This window comes from Arthrobacter sp. StoSoilB22 (genome assembly GCF_019977315.1).
Classification (GTDB): Bacteria; Actinomycetota; Actinomycetes; order Actinomycetales; family Micrococcaceae; genus Arthrobacter.
Genome location: NZ_AP024652.1, coordinates 695,149 through 712,817, shown reverse-complemented (window position 1 = coordinate 712,817; position 17,669 = coordinate 695,149). Strand labels below are relative to the sequence as shown.

The 17,669-nt window shown below is 62.3% G+C and carries 15 protein-coding genes; 12 read left to right on the top strand and 3 right to left on the bottom strand.

The window, feature by feature from the left end:
* Positions 1 to 258 precede the first annotated feature (258 nt).
* From LDN70_RS03420 to LDN70_RS03405, 4 genes are read left to right on the top strand one after another with little or no spacing between them, the layout of a single operon-like run.
* Positions 259 to 1,263 carry a Bug family tripartite tricarboxylate transporter substrate binding protein gene (locus tag LDN70_RS03420; RefSeq protein WP_142936725.1) on the top strand — a complete coding sequence of 335 codons (1,005 nt, stop codon included), beginning with the start codon at positions 259 to 261 and terminating at the stop codon, positions 1,261 to 1,263.
* Entirely contained in the window at positions 1,260 to 1,763 is a 504-nt protein-coding gene (locus LDN70_RS03415; RefSeq protein WP_142936726.1) for a tripartite tricarboxylate transporter TctB family protein, read from the top strand. The genes LDN70_RS03420 and LDN70_RS03415 overlap by 4 nt, the downstream gene beginning before the upstream one ends.
* On the top strand, positions 1,763 to 3,355 hold the full coding sequence (locus tag LDN70_RS03410) for a tripartite tricarboxylate transporter permease (RefSeq protein ID WP_223941736.1): 1,593 nt from the start codon (positions 1,763 to 1,765) through the stop codon (positions 3,353 to 3,355). The genes LDN70_RS03415 and LDN70_RS03410 overlap by 1 nt, the downstream gene beginning before the upstream one ends.
* On the top strand, positions 3,352 to 3,744 hold the full coding sequence (locus LDN70_RS03405) for a universal stress protein (RefSeq protein WP_142936728.1): 393 nt from the start codon (positions 3,352 to 3,354) through the stop codon (positions 3,742 to 3,744). The genes LDN70_RS03410 and LDN70_RS03405 overlap by 4 nt, the downstream gene beginning before the upstream one ends.
* Before the next feature lie 94 nt (positions 3,745 to 3,838).
* Here the strand turns inward: LDN70_RS03405 and LDN70_RS03400 are convergent, their stop codons facing one another.
* Positions 3,839 to 5,167, bottom strand: coding sequence for a NosD domain-containing protein (locus tag LDN70_RS03400; protein WP_223942585.1), 1,329 nt, complete (start codon positions 5,165 to 5,167; stop codon positions 3,839 to 3,841).
* Between the two features lie 332 nt (positions 5,168 to 5,499).
* Between LDN70_RS03400 and LDN70_RS03395 the strand changes: the two genes are divergently transcribed.
* From LDN70_RS03395 to LDN70_RS03360, 8 genes are all read left to right on the top strand, one after another.
* Positions 5,500 to 6,774 (top strand): ABC transporter substrate-binding protein, encoded by a 1,275-nt coding sequence (locus LDN70_RS03395; protein WP_223941735.1) that lies wholly within the window; start codon positions 5,500 to 5,502, stop codon positions 6,772 to 6,774.
* Between the two features lie 88 nt (positions 6,775 to 6,862).
* Positions 6,863 to 7,750 (top strand): carbohydrate ABC transporter permease, encoded by an 888-nt coding sequence (locus LDN70_RS03390; protein WP_223941734.1) that lies wholly within the window; start codon positions 6,863 to 6,865, stop codon positions 7,748 to 7,750.
* Complete coding sequence (locus LDN70_RS03385) at positions 7,750 to 8,682, top strand: carbohydrate ABC transporter permease (protein ID WP_223941733.1); 933 nt, start codon at positions 7,750 to 7,752, stop codon at positions 8,680 to 8,682. The genes LDN70_RS03390 and LDN70_RS03385 overlap by 1 nt, the downstream gene beginning before the upstream one ends.
* Before the next feature lie 85 nt (positions 8,683 to 8,767).
* Positions 8,768 to 9,817: a LacI family DNA-binding transcriptional regulator gene (locus LDN70_RS03380; RefSeq protein ID WP_223941732.1), complete on the top strand. Its 1,050-nt coding sequence runs from the start codon at positions 8,768 to 8,770 to the stop codon at positions 9,815 to 9,817.
* Between the two features lie 41 nt (positions 9,818 to 9,858).
* Positions 9,859 to 11,418, top strand: a complete 1,560-nt coding sequence (locus tag LDN70_RS03375) for a glycoside hydrolase family 32 protein (RefSeq protein WP_223941731.1) — start codon at positions 9,859 to 9,861, stop codon at positions 11,416 to 11,418.
* A 12-nt stretch (positions 11,419 to 11,430) separates the two neighbouring features.
* Positions 11,431 to 12,366, top strand: coding sequence for a carbohydrate kinase family protein (locus LDN70_RS03370; RefSeq protein ID WP_223941730.1), 936 nt, complete (start codon positions 11,431 to 11,433; stop codon positions 12,364 to 12,366).
* Positions 12,367 to 12,401: 35 nt separating this feature from the next.
* On the top strand, positions 12,402 to 13,742 hold the full coding sequence (locus LDN70_RS03365) for a NosD domain-containing protein (RefSeq protein WP_223941729.1): 1,341 nt from the start codon (positions 12,402 to 12,404) through the stop codon (positions 13,740 to 13,742).
* A 78-nt stretch (positions 13,743 to 13,820) separates the two neighbouring features.
* The gene (locus tag LDN70_RS03360) at positions 13,821 to 14,351 is read left to right on the top strand and encodes a GNAT family N-acetyltransferase (RefSeq protein WP_166841335.1); all 531 of its coding nucleotides are present in this window, start codon (positions 13,821 to 13,823) and stop codon (positions 14,349 to 14,351) included.
* Here the strand turns inward: LDN70_RS03360 and LDN70_RS03355 are convergent.
* Together LDN70_RS03355 and LDN70_RS03350 are read right to left on the bottom strand one after the other, a co-directional pair.
* On the bottom strand, positions 14,348 to 16,483 hold the full coding sequence (locus LDN70_RS03355; RefSeq protein WP_223941728.1) for an amylo-alpha-1,6-glucosidase: 2,136 nt from the start codon (positions 16,481 to 16,483) through the stop codon (positions 14,348 to 14,350). The two genes, LDN70_RS03360 and LDN70_RS03355, sit on opposite strands and share 4 nt — an antisense overlap.
* Positions 16,480 to 17,601, bottom strand: a complete 1,122-nt coding sequence (locus tag LDN70_RS03350; RefSeq protein WP_223941727.1) for a glycosyltransferase family 4 protein — start codon at positions 17,599 to 17,601, stop codon at positions 16,480 to 16,482. The genes LDN70_RS03355 and LDN70_RS03350 overlap by 4 nt, the downstream gene beginning before the upstream one ends.
* Positions 17,602 to 17,669: the final 68 nt, after the last annotated feature.

The window sequence follows — 17,669 nt, the reverse complement described above, 5'->3', positions numbered from 1 at the left end:
GGTTTCCTTTGGTGGCGCCTGTGAGCGGGGTGCGGGCAACTGCTCCCCCTGGCGTATCGGAACTATACCCCAGCGGCACAGAAGACCCCAGTGGTACAGAAGGCCAGCTCAGACCGTCAAAAACCGTGAACGCAATGAACTTAAAGATCACTGCGAACACAAGAGTGATCCCTGTCACTTACGGACCTAGCATCAAATCAACGGGGCACAACGCTGATCGCCCTGCACTGAATTTTCGATGATGAGAAGAGGAACACCATGCGCCAGATCCGCGCATTGCGAGTCGCCGCCGTCGCCGCCGGCATCGCCCTGATGGCCACCGGCTGCGGTGCCACAGGCAAGTCCACCAGTTCTGACAGCACCGGCGCAGCAGGACCCATCACCGGCCTCCAGATCATGGTTCCCAACACCCCCGGCGGTGGCTACGACACCACGGCGCGTGCAGCTGCGAAGGTCCTGGACGACGAGAAAATCTCCACCAACACCGAGGTCTTCAACCTTGCCGGTGCGGGCGGCACCGTGGGCTTGGCCCGCATCGTCAACGAGAAGGGCAACGGTGATCTCACCATGCTCATGGGCCTGGGCGTTGTTGGGGCGAGCTACACCAACAAGTCCGAGTCCAAGCTGACCGAAACCACCCCGCTGGCAAAGCTCATCGAGGAACCGGGCGCCATCATGGTGGGCAAAGACTCCCCGTACAAGACCATTGATGATTTAGTGAAGGCATGGAAAGCCGACCCTGCTTCCATCTCGGTTGGCGGCGGCTCCTCTCCCGGCGGTCCGGACCACCTCCTGCCGATGCAGTTGGCCGGCGCTGTTGGCATTGACGCCACAAAGGTCAACTTTGTTTCCTACGACGGCGGTGGCGACCTTTTGCCGGCCATCCTCGGTAACAAGCTCGGCTTCGCCGCTTCAGGTGCCGGCGAGTACCTGCAGCAGATCAAGTCCGGTGAGATCCGCGTACTGGCCACCAGTGGCGAGAACCGCCTGGACGGTGTGGACGCTCCCACACTGAAGGAATCCAACATTGACCTGGTCTTCACCAACTGGCGTGGCGTTGTGGCCCCTCCGGGCATCAGCGAGGACGACAAGAAGTCCCTGATCGCCGCCCTTGAGAAGATGCACGCATCCGCTGGCTGGAAGGAAGCTCTCAAGACCCACAGCTGGTCCGATGCGTTCGTTACCGGTGACGAGTTCAAGACGTTCCTGACTGACCAGGACAAGCGGGTGGCGGACGTCCTCACCAAGCTCGGGTTGGCGTGAGCTCCTTAGCCACAGGCCTTAAAGGCCGCGCCGAGCTGGGGGTAGCCCTCCTGCTCGGCGCGGTGGGCGTCCTGGTCTTCCTGGATGCGAACGGCCTGGTGACCCCGTACTCCCAGTCGGACCCGGTGGGTCCGAAGACTGTTCCGTTCATTGTTTCCGGACTCTTGATTATTTGCGCCATCCTCCTTGCCATCAACGTCCTCCGGGGCGGCAAGGGTGAAGCCGAAGGCGGCGAAGACGTGGACCTCGCCCACTCTGCAGATTGGAAGACTGTCCTTCCCCTGGCAGGAGCTTTCATCCTGAATATCCTGCTCATCGACTGGGCCGGCTGGGTCATTTCCGGAACGGTGCTCTTCTGGGGCAGCGTGCTGGCACTGGGCAGCCGCCGCTACATTCGTGACGGCCTCATTTCCGTCGCCCTGGCCCTGCTGACCTTCTACGGTTTCTACCTCGGCCTGGGCATCGCACTGCCGGCCGGGCTCCTGGAAGGAATCCTCTAATGGACGTCTGGTCCTCCTTGATGGACGGTTTCGCCACCGCCCTGACCCCCATGAACCTCTTGTTCGCCGTAATCGGCGTCCTCTTGGGCACCGCCGTCGGCGTCCTTCCCGGACTTGGCCCGGCCATGACTGTGGCTTTGCTCCTGCCGGTGACCGCTGCGTTGGAGCCCACCAGTGCCTTCATCATGTTCGCCGGTATCTACTACGGCGGCATGTTCGGCGGTTCCACCACCTCCATCCTCCTCAACACACCGGGAGAATCGTCGTCGGTGGTGACGGCGATCGAAGGCAACAAGATGGCCAAAGCGGGCAGGGCCGCGCAGGCGCTTGCCACTGCGGCCATCGGTTCCTTCATTGCCGGTACCATCGGCACTGCCCTGCTGGCCGTCTTCGCACCTATTGTGGTGCAATTCGCCGTCAGCCTGGGCGCTCCCAGCTACTTCGCGATCATGATTCTGGCCCTCCTTGCCGTCACCGCAGTCCTTGGTTCCTCAAGACTCCGCGGCTTCGCTTCGCTGGCCCTGGGCCTCGCAATCGGGCTGGTGGGCATCGACTCCGTGACCGGCCAGCGGCGCCTGACGTTCGGCCAGCCCCTGCTGGTGGACGGCCTGGACATTGTGGTGGTGGCTGTTGCCATCTTCGCCGTGGGTGAAGCGCTCTGGGTTGCCGCCCACCTGCGCCGGACCCCGCTGCACGTCATTCCCGTTGGCCGCCCATGGATGGGCAAGAACGACTGGCAGCGTTCCTGGAAGCCTTGGCTTCGCGGCACTGCCTTCGGCTTCCCGTTTGGCGCCCTTCCAGCTGGCGGCGCGGAAATTCCTACGTTCCTCTCTTACGTCACCGAGAAGCGGCTCAGCAAACACCCCGAGGAGTTCGGCAAGGGCGCTATTGAGGGCGTCGCCGGACCGGAAGCGGCAAACAACGCCGCCGCTGCCGGAACACTGACCCCCATGCTTGCCCTGGGCCTGCCCACCAACGCAACGGCTGCCGTGATGCTCGCTGCCTTTACGTCCTACGGCATCCAGCCGGGCCCGCAGCTGTTCTCCAGCCAGGGCCCCCTGGTGTGGGCGTTGATCGCCAGCCTGTTCATCGGCAATTTCCTGCTCCTGCTCATCAACCTGCCCCTGGCGCCGGTCTGGGCCAAGCTGCTGCAACTCCCCCGCCCATACCTCTACGCAGGCATCCTGTTCTTTGCCACGCTGGGCGCCTACTCGGTCAATCTGCAGGCTTTCGACCTGGTGATCCTGCTGGTACTGGGCGCCCTGGGCTTCATGATGCGGCGCTTCGGGCTCCCGGTCCTGCCGCTAATCCTCGGCGTCATCCTTGGCCCGCGCATCGAAGGCCAGCTCCGCAAGACGCTGCAACTGAGCGCGGGCGACCCCGCAGGCCTCTTCAGCGAACCCATCGCGATCGTGGTCTACATCATCGTGGCGATCATCCTGGCGTGGCCGTTCATCTACAAGCTCATCCGCCGCAACCGGCCGTTGCCAGTGCTTGCCGGGCCGTCCGGACACACGACTCCCGTTGAACCGGAGGCGGCCGCCCCCACCGAATCAACCACAACAACCCACCAGAAGCAGGAGAAACCATGACCATCGTGGTGGGATACGTCCCCACACCGGAAGGCGAAGCGGCACTGACACAAGCCATTGCCGAGGCCAAGAAGAGCAACGACACCCTGCTGGTCATCAACTCCTCCAAGGGCGACGCCCTGGTGGATAACCGGTACGCCCAGGAACCGGATATCCAAAGCATCGAGGAGCGGCTGGCGGACCATGGAATCCAGCACATCATCAAGCAGCCGGTCCGCGGCCATGACGCAGCGGCCGAGGTCCTGGACGCCGCCGACGAAAATGACGCCAGCCTGATTGTGATCGGCCTCCGCCGCCGCAGCCCGGTGGGCAAGCTCATCATGGGCAGCGTTTCCCAACGGATCCTGCTGGAGGCAGACTGCCCGGTTTTGGCGGTCAAAGCGGAGTAGGAATCCGGTCAAAGGACATGAAAGCACGACGGCGGCTGGTCACCTTGGCGACCAGCCGCCGTCGTGCTTTCCTGCCGTGCTTTCCCTTCCGGCGTTAGGGTGTGGGCCGGATGGCAGTGTCCGGGCTGTAGGACGTGATGGTGGACGCAGCTCCGCTGTCGAGCACCTTCGATCGTGTGGTCGAGCCGTCAAGAACCACGTGCTGAGCGGCAACATTGCTGACCACATGGTTGGTGGCTATGACGTTGCCGTCCCCTCCTGCGATCAGGATCATGGTGGGCTGGGCACCGGCAGGGACAACCTTGTTTGGCGGGACATCGTAGGCGAAGAGGTTGTTGGAGATGAGGTTGTTATCACCCAGCGTATGGACGACGCCGTAGAGGTCATCGAGCCCGTTGGTGCGATCGATAAAGGGTGGGAATCCTTCCGTGCCACGCCGGAAGTGGTTGGAGGTGATGAGGTTTTCTTTGCATCCATTCAGAAGGCGCATCATGCCCGGATAGAAGCCCTGGAACCTGTTTGATGAAACGCTGCATCGGTTACAACCCGAGAATTCGAGGAGACTGCGTCCTCTGGGGAAGAAGTTGTTTCCCGTGACGAGCAACCCCTCGTGGTTCTCGGCCAGAAGCGTCACGCCCTCCGGGCCGGCCCCCATCAGATTGTCGCTCACTATGGTCGCCTGCCCTGCACCGGTCAGTTCAACACAATTCCCGCATTCGGCGATCATGTTGTCGTGGATCCGGAGGGCGTCGGCACCCCGAACTACTAGTGCATGCTCAAGATAAACGAACCCCATTCCGGTGATGTGGATGGAGTCATTATCCGACGCTACGTCGATGCCGGTCTTCCCGTTCTTGTAGCTGTTCGCGTCCGGGGTGAAAGAAACCCCATCAAGGCAAAAGTCCCTGAAGACGATCCCTGAGAGACGCGGACTCCCGTCACGACGCACAAGGAAGGCCTGGGGCGAAGACGTGGGCGTCAGGACCCGGATGTGGCTACCTCCAGGCTGAGTGTTCAACCACCCCGTAGTGTCAACGTTGTCCTTGATGCTGCGTGAGAAGAAGCCGTGACCGAACCCGGCGATGGTGATGTAGTCGACGTCCACCACCACTTGGGTGCGAAGGTCGTAATCCCCTGGGGGAATGATGACCACAGCGCCTGGCCTGGTTTCCGGAGTCGTTTGGCGCCTTTTGATGTCGGCAATGATGTCATTGATGACGGCGCCAATATCAGTTTGCGCTGTTGCCTTGGTATTTCCCTTGATCTTCCAGGCCGTGACGTCATAGGTGTTTGGGGAGTTGAAGGGTCCTCCTTTGCTCTCTTCGGCTGCCTCTGCTTTTGGGGATATCCCGAGGCTCAGAGCCGCTGCCAGAGTGCCCACAGCTCCGGCCCCAACGAGCATTCGGCGGCTCGGGTCAGTCATTTCAAGCTTGGTGCCAGTTCCCACTGGATCTCCTTCAGTTCTTGTCCTCTAGCCCTTCGCCTCGGCACCATGATCAGTCACTAGCGCGCCAAATCGTTTATCCAAGGGGGGTTGGGAGAAACCCTAAGAGCCCCGATCAGGGCTGTCAACGCCAAAATTACGGCACGAATTTTGGCAGCCGCCGCTCTGCCGGGCGCGTGGACGTGACCCTTGACACGGTAAATATTGTCGGCCTACACTTTTGCCAAGTCGTTTTGGCAAAACGATTTGTCACCCAAAGAACCTCATCACCGTTTTTGCCACTCCGTTCGAGAGAAAGTGAGTCGACAGCGATGTCCACTCGAAACACCATCTCCAAGCTCCTGACACTGGGCGGCGTCTGCACCGCCGTCGCCTTGGCCGCAACCGGATGTGGAGCTGGGGGCCCGGCACCGTCCGGTGGCTCCGCAAACAGCGTCAACGTCCTGGTCGAAGCAGGCGGCCACGCCGAACTGACCGGTGTCGCGGAGCAATGCAAGAAAGATGCCGGGATCGACGTCAACTTTGTCGAACTGCCCTACGACGGCATGTTCAACCGGCTCTCCAGCGAGTTCTCCTCGGGCAACGTATCCTTCGACGTCGCTGCCCTCGACTCCGTGTGGCTGCCGAGCTTCAAGGACGCGGTCCAGCCTATCGACGAGATCTTTACTGACGAGGCCAAGAAGGACATCTTCCCCGCGCTCGTCAAAGAAGCCAACGTGGACGGCCACTTCATCGGTCTCCCGGCCTGGACCAACGCTGAAATCATCCTGTACCGCAAGGACCTCTTCGAGGACGCCAAGAACAAGGCTGACTTTCAAGCCAAGTACGGCTACGAACTCGCCGTACCCACCACTTGGAAGCAATACCAGGACATCTCGGAATTCTTCACGAAGGACGGCATGTACGGCACGGACGTGAAGGGTGCCGTGGAAACTGAATGGCTGGCCCACGTCCTGCAGGCCGGCTCCCCCATGGTCCTTGACGGCGACAACGTCGTCATCGACAACGCAGCACACAAGGAAGCACTCGACTTCTACGTGAGCCTGACCAAGTCCGCACCTCCAGGTGCTGCGCAGGTTGACTGGGCCGCAGCGCAGAACCTGTTCAACCAGGGTAAGACCGCCATGACCCGATTCTGGGCCCACGCCTACCGCCAGATCCCCAAGGATTCGCCGGTGGCAGGCAAGGTGGGTGCCGCAGCGATGATTGGCGGCAGCGCCGGCGTCGCAGGTGTTCCAGGACCTTGGTACCTGTCCGTACCGAAGGCAACCAAGAACACTGACGCAGCCAAGAAGTTCGTCAAGTGCGCCTACGACCACAACAGCATGGGTATCGAATCCAGCTTGGGCCTCGCCTCCCGCATCTCAGCCTTCGAGAAGTACCAGGACCAGCCCGGGTATGAGAGCTTCAAGCCGCTGATCGAAACCCTCAACGGCAAAGCCACAGCCACCCGCCCGGCAACGGCCAAGTGGCAGCAAATCGTTGACACCGTCCTGATTCCCCTCCTGCAAAAGGCAGTGGCCGGCGGCGACTCCACGGCTCTCCTGGCCGAGGCCAAGAAGCAGATCCAGGACCTCCTGAAATAGGGTCCGACCTAAAGTAAAGCTCCGCGGCCGGCATACGGAACCATAAACCCCGTGCCGGCCGCGGCCCCAACCAGCAGAAGAGAAAATCGTGCGCATCACCGATCGCCGCTTCGCCCTATACCTGATGACCCCGGCGGCACTGTTCCTGGCCGTGTTTGTGGCCTACCCGTTGTTCCGCCTTGTTGCAGACAGCTTCTACAAGATTTCCCCTATTGCGGGCGGCGCCCGTGAATTCGTCGGATTCCAGAACTATGCCGCAGCTTTCGCCTCTGAAGCGTTCATGGGCGCCGGATGGCGAACCCTCGCCTACACCCTGGTGGTGGTAACCCTCGAGTTCGCGCTCGGGCTGGGCATGGCGCTCTTGTTCACCACGCTGGGACGCAAATCCCAAATTTGGCGGACCGTCTTCCTCTACCCGCTGATGATCGCGCCCATCGTGGCGGGCCTGCTCTGGAAGTTCCTGATGATCGACAACTTCGGCCTCATCGGGACCATCCTGCACCAAGCCGGGATCCTCTCCAACCCCAACCAGATCGGCTGGCTCTCGGACCCGAATATCGTCCTTTTCTCCGTGGCAGTCCCTGACATCTGGCTCACCACATCCTTCATGTGCCTGGTCCTGTTCGCAGGCCTCCAAAACATCCCCGGCGATCTCATCGAAGCAGCCCGCCTGGACGGTGCGCGGTCACCTGCGCTCCTGTTCCAAATCATTCTTCCGCTCCTCCGCCCGGTGATCGCCGTGGCCCTCGTGGTCCGCGGCATCGACGCGGCCAGGGCCTTCGACACCATCCTCATCCAAACCAACGGCGGCCCTCAGTCGGCATCCGAAACCATGAGCCTGCTGATCTATCGGACCATGATCCGCTTCGGCGATCCCGGGCTCGCCAGTGCCATGGGCACCCTCTATCTGCTGGCCATGCTCGCCGTCGCTTTCGTCGCGGTGTCCACCATCTGGCGGCCAGGAAAGGACAACTGATGAGCAACGCGAGCGTAGCCACCAAATCCCGGCAGGCGTCCTCGAACGCTTCCACCGCCGAGCACCCTCTCCGCAAACGGCGCGGGGTCAACCGAGAAGGACTCGAGGCAGGCCGGCGCAGCACCCGGACCATCTTGTGGATCCTCCTGGCCGCGGCCATGGTCCTGTACGGGTTCCCCTTCCTGTACTTGCTGTTTACGTCGTTCAAGACGCCGATCGACACCATCGCTGTTCCGCCCACCATCCTCCCTCGTGAGTGGACCCTGGAAAACTACACCAACGCCTTGGGTCGCAGCGGCGTGGTGGCTTCTTTCATCAACAGCATCCAGACCGCTGTCATCAGCACGCTGCTTTCACTGGTCCTGGCCGTGCCGGCCGCTTACGGCATCACACGGTACAAGACACCCAGCGGCCAGGTATTCATCATGGCCGCGCTGGTCACACGAATGGTCCCACCCGTGGCCATCGGCATCCCGCTGGCGTCAATGATGGCTTCGGTAGGCCTGTCTGATACTCCGATTGCACTGTCCATTGCGCACACCACCATCTCGCTGCCGCTCTCCATCTGGCTGATGTGCAGCTTCTTCGAATCGGTCCCCCGTGACTTGGAAGAAGCGGCAACCGTGGATGGCTGCAGCCGGCTCGGTGCCCTGTGGCGGGTAGTAATCCCGGTGGTCTCCGGCGGCATCGCCGTCACCGCGATCTTCGCCTTCCTGGCCTCCTGGAACGAGTTCCTGTTCGCCCTCCTCATGACAGCCATCCGGTCCCAGACAACGCCTGTGGTTATTGCGAACTTCCAGACCCAGTTCGGCCTGGACTGGGGATCCATGACGGCTCTTGCTGCGGTGTACTCGATCCCGGTCATCCTGCTGACGCTCCTGCTCCAGCGCAAGATCGTGGCGGGCATGACACTGGGCGCGGTCAAGGGCTAATCACGTCAAGTCCAGTGCCACCATCAACGAGTAGCCTACTGATAGCCCCAAAGGGCATCACCAACCTTAAGGACGTGGGAGTCGGATGAGTAACAAGACCATCGGTATCAAGGACGTAGCCGTCGCCGCCGGCGTGTCCGTCACTACGGTGTCCCATGTCCTCAACGAGGTGTCCTACGCCCGGATCAGCAGCGAAACCAGAGACAAGGTCAGGACCGCGGCCGAAGAGCTCGGCTACGGTCCCAACCGCCTGGCCCAGGCCCTTCGCACGCAAAGGACCGGCATGCTGGGGTTGGTGAGCGAGGAAATCGCCACCACTCCCCACGCCGGCCGGATTATTCTCGGCGCTGATGAGGCCGCCAAGGCCCGGGGTTACAACCTCATGATCATCAACACCCCGGGCTCGGCCAGCCTGGAATCCAGGCAAGCGGATGTCCAGGCTCTCTTGGAGCGGAAGGTGGACGGAATTCTTTATGCCACCATGTACCACCGCAATGTGGAACTCCCGCACAACCTGGGCAGCGTCCCGTCCGTGCTGGTGGACTCCGTCGCTATCGGCGGCAACATCACGGCTGTGGTCCCGGACGAGGACGGAGGTGCCCGCGCTGCTGTTGGGGCACTCCTCGACGCCGGCCACACCCGGGTAGGCTTCATCAACAACACCGACGACGTTCCCGCCACCCGCCAGCGGCTTCAGGCCTTCCGGGCCATGCTGAACGAAGCAGGGCTCGACGGCGATGCGGCACCTGTGGAGTCCGAGATCTCCGAGGTGCAAGGCGGCTATGAGGCGGCCAAACGGATCCTCACACGGGAAGACCGCGCTGATGTGCCTACGGCCCTGTTTTGCTACAACGACCGCATGGCCATGGGCGCCTACCGGGCGGCCGCCGAGCTGGGCCTGAGCATCCCGGCAGACCTTTCAGTAGTTGGCTTTGACGACCAGGAACTCATCGCCGCCAACCTCTACCCCGGGCTCACCACTGTGGCCCTCCCCCACTACGAGATGGGCGCCTGGGCCACTGAACACCTCATTGACGCCATTGAGGGCAAGGACGACCTCTCCTTGATGGCGCTCCACCCAACCATCCTGGGTTGCCCCTTGGTCAGCCGTGACTCCGTCGCAGCTCCCCGGTAACCCCAACAAGCCACTCCAACGTCCCAAAAGGAACGCACCACATGTCCAGTAGCCTTGATGCCGCACGCCCGGAAACAGCCCCGGCCCTGACTCCCCACTTCCGGCCTGCCATCCATTTCACGGCAAGGGACACCTGGCTGAACGATCCCAACGGATTGGTCTTCCACAACGGTTTATTCCACCTTTTCTTCCAGAACAATCCCTTCGGCAGCGTCTGGGGCAACATGTCCTGGGGCCACGCCACTTCCCCCGACCTCCTGCAGTGGACGGAACATCCCGTAGCCATTGCGAGCGATGACACGGAAGACATTTTCTCCGGAAGCGTGGTGGTGGACCACGGCAACACCTCCGGTTTCGGCACCGTCGAGTCACCGGCATTGGTGGCTGTGTACACCAGCGCCTTCAAGGCCGGGACGGTGCACAGCGGAACGCAGGCCCAGTCCCTCGCATACAGCACTGATGGCGGGATGATGTGGCGAAAATACGAGCAAAACCCCGTGGTCACAAGGAACTCCGAGCACTTCCGCGACCCCAAAGTGTTCCGGTATCACAGCACGGAAGGTTCCTTCTGGGTGATGGTCGCCGTCGAAGCGCAGCAGCAGAAAGTAGTTCTCTACCGGTCCGAGGACCTCAAGAGCTGGGAGTTCCTGAGCGACTTTGGCCCCGCGAACGCCGACGCCGGCGAGTGGGAATGCCCGGATCTCTTCCCCTTGGCGGTGGACGGGGATCCAAAGAACATCACATGGGTCCTGATCGTCAACGTCAACCCGGGTGCGGTGGCGGGCGGTTCGGGCGGACAGTACTTTGTGGGACATTTCGACGGCGTCCGCTTCGTTCCGGACGCCGGCTCGCTATCGGCCCCTGCCGGACTAAGCTCGCTGCCTAACACTGCTGCCCGGGCAGAAGCGCTGCAGCAGAGCCTGTGGCTTGATTGGGGACGCGACTGCTACGCCTCCGTGTCCTTCAGCGACGTCCCGGATAATCGGCGCGTCATCATCGGCTGGATGAACAACTGGGACTACGCCAACCAGTTGCCAACAGCGCCGTGGCGGTCTTCCATGACCCTGGCCCGTGAACTGCGCCTGGGTTCATTCAACGGCAACACCCGCCTGGTCCAGTACCCAATCCTCGGGGATCAGCAAGAGCAGCTGCTTCACACGGGCAACATCGAGTTGGGAGCGGATGCCCTCCGCTTGCCGGACGCCGCACCCCGCAGGGCGCAGGTGATCGAGGCGGAGATCGTGCCGGGAACCTCGGAACGGATTGATCTACGCCTGCTCGCAAGCTCAGACGGACGCCAAGGCACTGTCCTGAGTTACGCTCCCGGCAGCGGCAGACTCACCCTTGACCGGACCCAATCCGGGGACACCACGTTCCACGGGAAGTTCGCATCAGCCGAATCCGCACCGGTGCCCCTGGAAGACGGCGTCCTTATGCTGCTCATTGTGGTGGACCAGTGCTCCGTGGAGGTCTTTGCCCAGGGCGGCAAGGTGGCCCTGACCGACCTTGTGTTTCCGGAAGCCGGAAGCCAGGAAAACTGGCTGTCCTCCCACGGAGGTAACGCAACAGTTCTCAAGCTCGCAGTCTCAACACCCGCCTAAGGAGCAGGTCCCATGCAGATCATCCAAGAACAAGGTACGGCAACGGAAGTGGTGGTTGTCGGCGAAGCCTTGGTGGATATTGTCGTAACGTCCCACGGCACCGCTGAGCACCCGGGAGGATCCCCGGCAAACGTCGCTTACGGCCTAGGCCGGCTCGGCGTACCTACCTCCCTGCTGACATCCATCGGAGACGACCACCATGGTGCCGCCATCGAGCGACACTTAGCGAGCGCCGGCGTCGAACTCCTGACCGGTGCCCCCACCGGCGGCCGAACCGCCACCGCCACCGCCACCCTGGCCTCGGACGGCTCGGCCCAATACGACTTTGATATTCATTGGGAGCTCCCGGCTATCGCCCCCTTGTCTCTGCCCAAGATCCTGCACACGGGATCAATCGCTACCTTCCTGGAGCCTGGCGCGGCAGCGGTTCGCGAGCTTCTGGCGCAGGTGCATCAGCGCTGCGTGGTGACGTACGATCCCAATATCCGGCCAGCCCTTGTGGGCAGCCAGGCACAGGCAATCACCGTTTTTGAGGAACTCATTCCGTTTACCGATGTGGTCAAACTCAGTGATGAGGACGCGCATTGGCTCTATCCCAAGGACTCGCTGGAGAACATTTCCCAGCGCGTGCTGGACCTCGGGGCCGGGCTTGTGGTGGTCACCAAGGGCTCCGAAGGATCCATGCTTTCAACACCTGCTGCCCGGGTCTTGGTCCCGTCCGTCAGGTCCACCGTGGCTGACACCATCGGCGCCGGCGACTCCTATATGTCAGCCCTGATCTACGGGCTTCTCCAGACCGGAGCGAACGGCCTCACACCTGAGGTATTGAAGACCCTGGGCAGCCGGGCCACCAAGGCCGCAGCCATTACTGTGCGTCGCGCTGGAGCCAACCCGCCGACGTCGGACGAGCTGCTGGCCGAACTGCCCGAGCACCAACCCGCCAACTGACCCACGTCCAAAACCTTCAGGGGGACCCACACATCATGTCCAGCAGCAACTACTACGACGTGACCGCCTGGCCCGTCGGCAACCCGTCCGAGGACATCGGCGAGGTCATTAACAGCATCATCGCCGACGTCAAGGAACGCCAAAACGCCACGGACGTGAACGACGGCGGCAAGCCAGGTGCGGTGATTTACCTGCCGCCGGGCGACTACCGTCTGCGCACGCAAGTCCTGATCGACATCAGTTTCCTCAGGATCCAGGGCTCGGGCCATGGGTTCACATCCTCCAGCATCAGGTTCAACGTCCCCGAGGACGAATGGCCTAACCTCCACGAGCTATGGCCCGGCGGGAGCCGCGTGCTGGTGGACCTTCCCGCTAGCTCTGCCCCGTTCAATGCTGACCCGTCCATGGGAGCTGCCTTCCGTGTTGAGCGGGCAGGCAGTCCCCGGATCAGTTCGGTGGAGTTCGTCAATTTCTGCATCGATGGGCTGCACTTCACCCCGGATGGTTCGGACCTGCCGGCCGAGAATACCTACGTCAATGGCAAGACCGGCATCCACGTTGCGAGTGCCAACGACTCCTTCCGGGTCAACGAGATGGGCTTCATCTACCTGGAGCACGCCCTGACTATCCACAACGCAGACGCACTCTCCATCCACAACAACTTCATTGCCGAATGCGGAAGCTGCATTGAATTGCGCGGTTGGGGTCAGGCATCCAAGATCACAGACAACCTGATCGGCGCGGGATTCAAGGGCCACTCGATTTATGCGGAGAACCATGGCGGGCTTCTGGTGACGGCCAACAATGTCTTCCCCCGCGGCGCCAGCAGCGTCCACTTCAGCGGCGTCACGCGTTCCAGCATCACCAACAACCGCCTGCATTCCTTCTATCCGGGCATGGTGGTCCTTGAGGGGAACAGCTCGGAAAACCTTGTGGCCACCAACCATTTCCTCCGCGACCATGAGCCCTGGACGCCCTTCCTGGGGATAGACAACGGGCTGGACGACCTCCACGGAGTCCTCAGTGTCAGCGGGAACAACAACTCGGTAATCGGCAACCACTTTTCCCAGATCATCGATTCGGACAGTATCCGCCCCCAAGATGCCACACCGGTCATCATCCGTTTGCGCGAAGGCCGCGGCAATTTCGTGTCCAACAACCATGTGGTTGCCATGGACGTCCACGCCACCACCAGCGACGACTGTTTCGAAGCGCAAGTGGATGCCCTCCTGACCACCGACGCTGCAGAAGACCTGGCCGTAACCGCTGTCCTGGTGGATCCCCCGTCCACACGCAATACCATCCTCGACTCGGGCCGGGAGACCCAAGTCATCGCTGACCAGGCCGCCAACGCTTTCCGGCCAACACCCGGCTGAGAGTTTTCGGACAGCTAATGCCCCTAAGATTCGTTCTTGGGGGCATTAGCTGTCCAAAAACTCGCAAGGGGGACTCACGTGACTGAAACCATTCGCACCGCAACAACGCACGACGCCGGGAAGCTGGCTGAGCTTGCCGCCATCACCTTCCCGCTGGCCTGCCCGCCTGGCGCCTCACCGGCGGACATCCAGGCCCACATTGAAAAGACCCTGAGCGAAGACAACTTTGAGGACTACCTCGCCGACGCGAAAATCACCATCCTGGTGATCGACGACGACGGGCAGCTCAACGGGTACACCATGCTGATTGCCAAGCCGACCAGCGACCCCGACGTCGCATCCGTCTTGTCCGCGCTCCCCTCCACCGAGCTGAGCAAGTGCTACGTCCACCCGGACCACCACGGCAAGGGCGCAGCATCAGAACTCATCAGGGCCTCGTTGGCGAATGCTGCTGACAAGGGCGCAGCCGGGGTGTGGCTGGGCGTGAACAGCGAGAACGCGAAAGCCATCCGCTTCTACGAGAAGAGCGGTTTCCAGCGGGTAGGCACAAAATCTTTCAAGCTCGGCAACACCGTGGAGCATGACTTCGTCATGGAAAACGAGCTCTAGCCGAACAAGTCCCCCGTCAGCGGCGGCCGAGGGTCTGAGCGCAGTTCGAGCCCTGCCGGAAGCCCGCTTACGGTACCGGACGAACTGGAGGCTTGCACGGTGATCCGCGAGCGCCCCAGCAGCACGTTGTCCGCGCGGAACGACCCATAAGCGTCCGGCAGGATCGGCGCCAGATGCAGCACGTTCCGGGTGAAGTCGGGGTCGAACCGCAGCAGGATCCGGGCGAGTTGGACCGGCGCCGCAGCCGCCCACGCTTGCGGGGAACACGCCGTCGGATACGGAACCGGCTCCGAAAGGTCGCCACGGTCAAAGCCGCAGAAAAGCTCCGGAAGTTGCCCGCCAAAGTACTCGGCGGCGTCGAACAGTCCGCTCGCAACCCGGCTGGCTTCCTTCACGAAGCCGTACCGCATCAGTCCTGTGGCGACGAGCGCGGTGTCGTGGGGCCACACGGAGCCGTTGTGGTAGCTGACTGGGTTGTACGCGCCCATGTCGGACCCCAGAGTCCGGATGCCCCAGCCCGTGAACATCTCAGGGGACATCAGCCGCTCCGCCACCAATGGGGCCTTGTCCTCATCCACGATGCCCACCCAGAGGCAGTGCCCCATGTTGGAGGTGCAGGAGTCCACGGGCTTCTTGTCCTTGTCCAGCGCCAGGGCAAAATAGCCCCGCTCCGGGAGCCAGAAGGCTTCGTTGAAGGCGGCTTTCAGCGCTTCGGCGCGGTCCGCGCATCGGCGTTCGACGGCGGAGTCCCCCGCTGCCCGCGCCAGCAGGGACCGTCCCACGTAGGCCGCGTAGGCGTAGGCCTGAACTTCGCAGAGGGCTATGGGCGTCTCTGCCATGCGGCCGTCGGCGAAGTTGATGCCGTCCCAGGAGTCCTTCCAGCCCTGGTTCACCAAGCCGTGCTGGTTGGGCCGTTGGTACTCGATGAAGCCGTCGCCGTCGCGGTCCCCGTACTGCTCCATCCATTCGATGGCGCGGTCAGCGTGCGGGAGGAGGGATTCGATGATGTCCGTGCCGAGGCCCCACCGGCTGAGCTCACCGAGCGTTGAGACGAACAGGGGCGTCGCGTCCGCGGTTCCGTAGTAGGCGGTCCCTCCCAGGGCGAGCCCTGCTGTGACCCCGAGTCGCACCTCGTGGGGCATGCGTCCCGGCTCTTCCTCGGAGTCGATATCAACCTTGGTCCCTTGGAGCGTGGCCAGGGTCTGCAGGGTTCCGGCCGCCAGGTTGGGATCCACCATGAGCGACATATAGGAGGCAAGGAGCGAGTCACGCCCAAACAGTGCCATGAACCACGGCGCACCCGCGGCTACGGCGGCGCGGCCTGGGTGTGCGGGGTCGAAGATCCGCAACGAGCCCAAATCACGCTGGCTCCTTTCCAGGACTTCCTCTACGTTGGCGTCCGTCACGGCAATCCGGGGAACATGCTCTTCCCATGCGACGTGGCGGCGAACGCCCGGCGTGTGGTGCAGCGGCGTGGTTTCGGTAAAGGGGTCGCTAGGTCCTTTTCCGTTGACCAGGGGAAGGGCGATGATGCTGGTGGACCACTGGCTGCGGGCAGGAATGGTGACGTGGAACCGTAGCCCATCATCGGAAACCTTGGCGCCTGAGGCCCGGAACGACACACCCCGGCGTTGCCCGCTGGAGTGGAGGGAATCGATGTGCAGTTCTTTCCTGTGGGCCTTCTTCACAGGGTTGCCGGCTTTGTTGGTACGGCCGCCTTTGACGTCGAAGAGGTCAGCGAGGTCGGCGTCGATCAGCAGTTCAATCTCGCACGGCGCGTCCTGGCTCGAATAGTTCCTGATGGTGATGTCGTCCCGCAGGCCGGCCCCCACGTGCCTTTGGTGCTGGACCACCAGCGGGCTGTCGAACCTGCCGTCTGCCGAGCAGGCCCTGCCAACGTACTCAGCCTGGAAAGCGGTGGGATTGCGGGTAGTCAACGGCTCCCGCAACGCGCCGTTGACCCGCAGCATCCAACGCGACACTATCCGCGTGTCCTGATAGTAGGCACCTTGGGAACCGCCTCCGTGAATGTCACCGGAATGCGAGGAAATACAGAACGATGAACCTTCGACGACCGTCACGGCGCCCAGCTCGGACGCCCCGGCTTCAGTCTCTTCGTTCCAGGCAGTCATGGCCGGCGGGCCTCCTCCGGAGTTTTCCTTGAGGGTGGGTAGCCTTGGAGGGCTTGCCTCCGATTCTCTTGCAATACGTCCCCGCCGGGAAGAGGTCCGGCGCGGAATTGTTCAATGACCTTCGCGTAAAAGTCAACGTGGTCCGCTGCCATGCGTTGCGCGCTGAAGGATTCTTCCACGGAGCGTCTGCAAGCCTCACGGTCCAGATCCGGGATGCGGCCAACACACTCCACCAATTTTCCCGTGGACGCCACAAAACCGGTGACACCATTCCTGACGATTTCCGGAGCTGCCCCGATGGGTGTGGCCAGGACTGGGGTTCCCGTGGCCAGGGCTTCGATCATGACCAGCCCAAAGGGTTCGTGCCACTGGATGGGGTTGAGCAGGGCCATCGCGTCGCCCATCAACTCGTATTTCGCCGGATCCGGGAGTTCGCCCAAGAACTCCTCGTTGGAAGCCAAGGAAGGCTGCACCACGTCATGGAAGTAGGCAAGTTCATCCGGTGCGTGCATCTTGGCTGCGATCCGCAGGGGGACATCCGCTGCCCGGGCAATACGCACCGCCTCCATGAGTCCTTTATCCGGGCACATCCGTCCCACGAAACACAGGTATCCCCCGGCGCCGCGGCCGGGACTCACCGCGGAGAGGTCGATCCCGTGATGGATGACCGCCGAGATTTCCAGGTCCTGGACCCTGCTGCACTGATCGTGGGAGATGGCGATGATGCCGGTGTCTTGTGCCATGTCCCGGTACAGGGTTGCCGCCCGTGGTGAGAGCTGCCCGTGGATGGTGGTCACTACGGGCACATCCTGCGGCCGGTGGGAGTAGAGGGGGCCGGCCAGGGTGTGATCGTGGATGATGTCCACATCGCCCATGTCCCGGTAGGCCCTGATCACATGGCCCAGCTCGCTCAGTGTGAGGCCGACTTCTTCCGGCTCACTGGGCCCAAAGCCCGGAAGCTGGGGCACCGGGCACGTGCTGTCCGCTGCCGTTGCAAGCAGTACCTCGTGTCCCGCATCCACGAACGCCCGTGCCAAGGCATCCACTACACGCTCAGTTCCGCCGTACTTTTCGGGCGGCACGGTAAACCAAGGGCCAACAATGAGTCCGATGCGCATGCTGGTGCCTCCGCGCAAAACCCCCATTCCAAGGGCTGGCTACATAACCCTTTACACAGACTATTTGC

What these genes read in the sequence shown, in the direction of transcription:
- LDN70_RS03420 (WP_142936725.1), top strand. Translation starts at nt 259, where the DNA reads ATGCGCCAGATCCGCGCATTGCGAGTCGCCGCCGTCGCCGCCGGCATC.
- LDN70_RS03410 (WP_223941736.1), top strand. Translation starts at nt 1,763, where the DNA reads ATGGACGTCTGGTCCTCCTTGATGGACGGTTTCGCCACCGCCCTGACC.
- LDN70_RS03405 (WP_142936728.1), top strand. Translation starts at nt 3,352, where the DNA reads ATGACCATCGTGGTGGGATACGTCCCCACACCGGAAGGCGAAGCGGCA.
- LDN70_RS03400 (WP_223942585.1), bottom strand. Translation starts at nt 5,167, where the DNA reads ATGACTGACCCGAGCCGCCGAATGCTCGTTGGGGCCGGAGCTGTGGGC.
- LDN70_RS03395 (WP_223941735.1), top strand. Translation starts at nt 5,500, where the DNA reads ATGTCCACTCGAAACACCATCTCCAAGCTCCTGACACTGGGCGGCGTC.
- LDN70_RS03385 (WP_223941733.1), top strand. Translation starts at nt 7,750, where the DNA reads ATGAGCAACGCGAGCGTAGCCACCAAATCCCGGCAGGCGTCCTCGAAC.
- LDN70_RS03380 (WP_223941732.1), top strand. Translation starts at nt 8,768, where the DNA reads ATGAGTAACAAGACCATCGGTATCAAGGACGTAGCCGTCGCCGCCGGC.
- LDN70_RS03375 (WP_223941731.1), top strand. Translation starts at nt 9,859, where the DNA reads ATGTCCAGTAGCCTTGATGCCGCACGCCCGGAAACAGCCCCGGCCCTG.
- LDN70_RS03370 (WP_223941730.1), top strand. Translation starts at nt 11,431, where the DNA reads ATGCAGATCATCCAAGAACAAGGTACGGCAACGGAAGTGGTGGTTGTC.
- LDN70_RS03365 (WP_223941729.1), top strand. Translation starts at nt 12,402, where the DNA reads ATGTCCAGCAGCAACTACTACGACGTGACCGCCTGGCCCGTCGGCAAC.
- LDN70_RS03355 (WP_223941728.1), bottom strand. Translation starts at nt 16,483, where the DNA reads ATGACTGCCTGGAACGAAGAGACTGAAGCCGGGGCGTCCGAGCTGGGC.
- LDN70_RS03350 (WP_223941727.1), bottom strand. Translation starts at nt 17,601, where the DNA reads ATGCGCATCGGACTCATTGTTGGCCCTTGGTTTACCGTGCCGCCCGAA.